The organism is Microcystis sp. M53602_WE12 (assembly GCF_030065455.1).
GTDB classification, from domain to species: Bacteria; Cyanobacteriota; Cyanobacteriia; order Cyanobacteriales; family Microcystaceae; genus Microcystis; species Microcystis aeruginosa.
In genome coordinates this window covers 1-4,015 of sequence record NZ_JASJFB010000251.1, presented here as the reverse complement: position 1 = coordinate 4,015, position 4,015 = coordinate 1, and the positions used below count along the sequence as shown (strand labels likewise).

Here is a 4,015-nt window from a genome sequence, read left to right as displayed (position 1 = left end):
CGTGTAAGCGTGCTTGATAGGTTAACCAAAGTAATCTCCAAGCTACAATTGAATAGGTAGCTAAAGCCATCTCAATTCTCCTACCCGTTTCTAATTGCAGTTTTTCTAATCCACAACCACTTTTTAAAACAAAATGATAGCGTTCTATCAACCAGCGATAACTATACCAGCGCACACAGGTTATCGCTGATTCAAAGCTACTAATGTCTAGGCTAGTTAAGAGGAGCCAACTGATAGGATTAACCCCGGTATGCGGATTTTCTTCTTCAGCTAAAATTACCTGTAATTTTACCGGTTGACGAGGGGTCGCCTTGGAGTGATGGCTAGGTACTTGTATTTCAAAACTGGCAAATCTAACTGTTAGTTTAGCTAGTCTAGCCTCGTGATTAGGATGGCGTTTTACTTGCACATCTAAGGTCCCACAGGCTTTTATTTCTCTGATGGATTGATGTAAATATTTAGGCTCTGAATGCCCTGACCTTTGCTTGTCTTCGAGATAGTTAACTTTTCGGTTATGAGTTCCTCGAATTAATAAATGAGAGTTAGGACTTCTTGATTGGGCAAATAAATCAAATATGTCTGCCTCACAATCTCCGATTGTTACTACTTGAATTTCTTCGGGTATTTGTTGTTGTGTTTCTGACAAAGAATCTAACCATCTTTGACTTTCTTTTTCTTCGGTTTCTCTTTTTTTGCGTTGCTTGGCAATCCCTAAATTCTTTTCTTCTCTTGCCCAGACCTATTGATTAATCAGTCCCAAAGGTACTCCTGGCGCTGACACTCCTAAGGTGGTATGAACTTTGAGACCAAAGGATGTTTTACAATCTAGATAACCCATTCCTTTTTTGGCTTTTTGCGTCGTAAAGTCTAAACTTGTTGTGTCTTGCACTGCCAAAACTATTGGATGTTCTTTGATTCTTTCTACTGTACTTTTAGCTTGGGCGGCAATTATATCTGAGGGGTGAAAATAGGGGGAATTCCCAAAGTCGTAGGTGGCACTGGCGGCGGCTAGATTTCCCGAGGCTTGTGGCACACTTGTACTAGGTTGACTGGCCAAGTTTTCTACGATACTGATTAACCTTTTCTTTCTTCTGGTGTCCCCTAGGTCTGCATACTGTAATTCTTGGGCTGCCCATTTCTCCATTTTTTTGCTTACCTCCACCTTAATTCCTTCTTTCAAAACTATACCTATCAATCGTTTCCCCTTTTTTTAAGTTTCTTCTCTTTTTGTTAAGAAAGATCCGACTAATGGATAGCCTTATTAAGGGGGGATCAAGGGGGGATTAAAGGCAAAATCCGTTTTTAATTTAATTATAACCAGCTACTTAGTCTAAACGCTGTAGGCTGGAGAAACCTGACTCGATCGATGAGCGTCAGCTATACCATGAAAAGAACGATTTCCCGGATTGTCTGGATACTTCTCTCGCTGGCGGCGATCGCTCTAGCGGTGTTTCTGTTCAGTCCGCGCCCCGTGGAAGAAGCCAAGGCTGACTACTGGATCATGAGTCGGTTAGCGGTCAATCAACCGGGCTATTTTCCCCTAGAGCAATCCCTCGATCCGCGATGGTATCGCCCGATCGCCCCTTGGATCGGTCGCCTGATTTTGCCAAAACCGGAGGAATATTCCGCCACACCGGGGGAAGATTGGACTTGGTTGCAGGTTTACCAAGCACCCCGGCCGGATTTAGTCGGTCAAAAAGTTCGTTTAGGTTGGCGGCAATCCCCGGCACTGGCTCGATATTTAGGACTGGTTACTAAGGATATTCGCTTCACTCCAGAGGCGATCGAGAGTGAAAAACAGGGAAATATCCTACCGACTCGCTTGAATGGTCGTTCAGGGGTCGGACCACTGCAAGCGCTGGCCGGATCGCGACCGCTCGATGATGTGGTGGTCAGCTTTCCCGATGCAGAAATCGGGGAAACGTCATTACAAGTGGAGCGAATGCCCTTGATCGTTACTGGGCGCTTTGTGGCATTGGTGAAAATTATCGGCGAAGCTCCCCCCCGAACCCCCAGCGACATCCCCAAGGTTTGCCCCGGTTCACCCCCCTGTGGGAGCGAACTTTTCCGAGTGCAACACTATAACCGCGACAGTGGACAATTCGACGGCACCTCGGAAGTGATCCGCATTCCCCAACAACCCTTAGTTTCCGGAGGACGTTTTATCTCCACCCCCCGACAGTTAGCAGCAGCGAGCGAAGGAAAGCAGGGCTGGTATATCTACGGGGCGCGGGGACGGGATAAACTCTTTACTGTTCAAGCAATCAAACCTCGATCGCTGTTTCAACTGCAACCGACGGAAACCCTGACTGGGCTGCGATCGGGCCAAGATTACATCGCCCGCGGCACTTGGAACGATACCCCATCCCGCAAAGGAACCGCCAGTCGGGTAACAGTCCTGCTGGAGGGTGAAAAAAAATCATGGAAAGAGGGCGATAAAGGCATAGGAATTCATATTTTCGGCGGGATCGGCGGTAAAAAAGGCGAATCAATACAATTGGGAACGGTAACGGGTCATTTTTCCTATTTTCTCTACGAAGTGATTCGGGATGCCCTGACGGGAGAGCTGCAGTGGCAGCTCGATTATGATCAGGTGTACGCTCACAATCCCCAGGGGATTTTATCCGGTTATCAGAGTTGGGCGAACTATACGGGTAGTTTAGAGCGGGGATGGCTTAATTCCCGACCCCTATCCGATGCGATCGTGAAATTAGACCTATTGGAGGATTACCACTTCGGTGGGGTTTCTCTGTCCCCCCTGACAGAATTCCACAAGCAGTTAGAGATCATGATGGCTCGCTACCGGATCGGGGACGGGACCGGGGTTTCTAGTGTTACCCCCGCGACTTCCTGCGTCCAGGACTCGAATCAGGCCCTTTATATCACGATCGCTACCCTGCGCCACCAGTTTGAAACCGATCCAAAGATCGCCGCTTGGTTGACAACCCATGCCGACGATCCGGAAACCTTGCGTTTTCAACGTTTGGGACAATTGGGCGATCGTTTAGAACAAGTATTAGCTCCCCGGGGGGTGATCCGGGCCGATTGGCGGCAAAACGCCGAAATTCTCGCCGGTATCACCGATAGTCGCGGAAAAGGCTTGATTCGGGAAAATACACTGGCCAACGCTCTACTAAGCTGGCGCTCGATGTTACCGCGAGGCAGCAATGACGTGATCGGTGAGATTTTCTTGCGGTCAGGAGCTACTCTCTGGTTCCTCCGTACTAATCAGGTTGGGGGAGCGATGCCGGAGATTTTACCCCTCGCACCGACCAAGTTATTCGGGGAAATGCCGATGATCGCACCGATGCTCCGTCGCACTTTGGGCGCGCTCGTGCTGCCCCTTACCGGTCGGGATTGGGGGGTGACGGCGATCGGATTGGGATTGTACGCTGTGATCGCCCTGACCATCGGTTTCCGGTCGGGTTTTTTACGTTGGCACTTCCCCGAACGGAGACCGTTAGAGATACTGAAAATGCTCGTCTTTTGTTTTTTCTTCCCGGCATTCTGGGAGGAATTCGTCTTTCGGGTGCTGTTAATTCCCCATCCGGAAACGGCAACTTCCACAGCTAACCTGATCCTCTCTGCTTTGGTCAGCATCACGCTTTTTACCGTCTATCATCCCCTCAATGCAATTATTTTTTACAAAAAGGGCAATCCGACTTTTTTTCAGCCTATTTTCTTGATTTTAGCGGCTTTATTGGGATTAACTTGCACCGTCGTCTATTGGCTGACTGGTTCTCTCTGGACGATCTCGGTGCTGCATTGGTTGGTGGTGGTGGTTTGGTTGCTGTTTTTGAACGGTCTATCTCGGGTTTGCTGAATAAATCTAAAAACCTTGTTGGATAGGGTTTTTAGACTTGTTTTCCCTCAAAAAGTGCCGACCTTTGGAGTGATTGGGGGGAAAATTCAGGTACTTTTTCCCTGAAAATTAGGTAATTGACCCCCTGAAAATGGGTAAAACCCCACACCCCACACCCCACACCCCACACCCTGCCCCCAGGAAAAGCTTTTT

1 protein-coding gene and 1 pseudogene are annotated in these 4,015 nt (G+C 48.4%); one reads left to right on the top strand and one right to left on the bottom strand.

From position 1 onward, the window contains the following. Positions 1-1,144: pseudogene (locus PX482_RS09200) on the bottom strand (IS4 family transposase); the annotation flags it as partial. A 222-nt stretch (positions 1,145-1,366) separates the two neighbouring features. Here PX482_RS09200 and PX482_RS09195 point away from each other — a divergent pair. After that, positions 1,367-3,823, top strand: coding sequence for a CPBP family glutamic-type intramembrane protease (locus tag PX482_RS09195; protein ID WP_288025166.1), 2,457 nt, complete (start codon positions 1,367-1,369; stop codon positions 3,821-3,823). Positions 3,824-4,015: the final 192 nt, after the last annotated feature.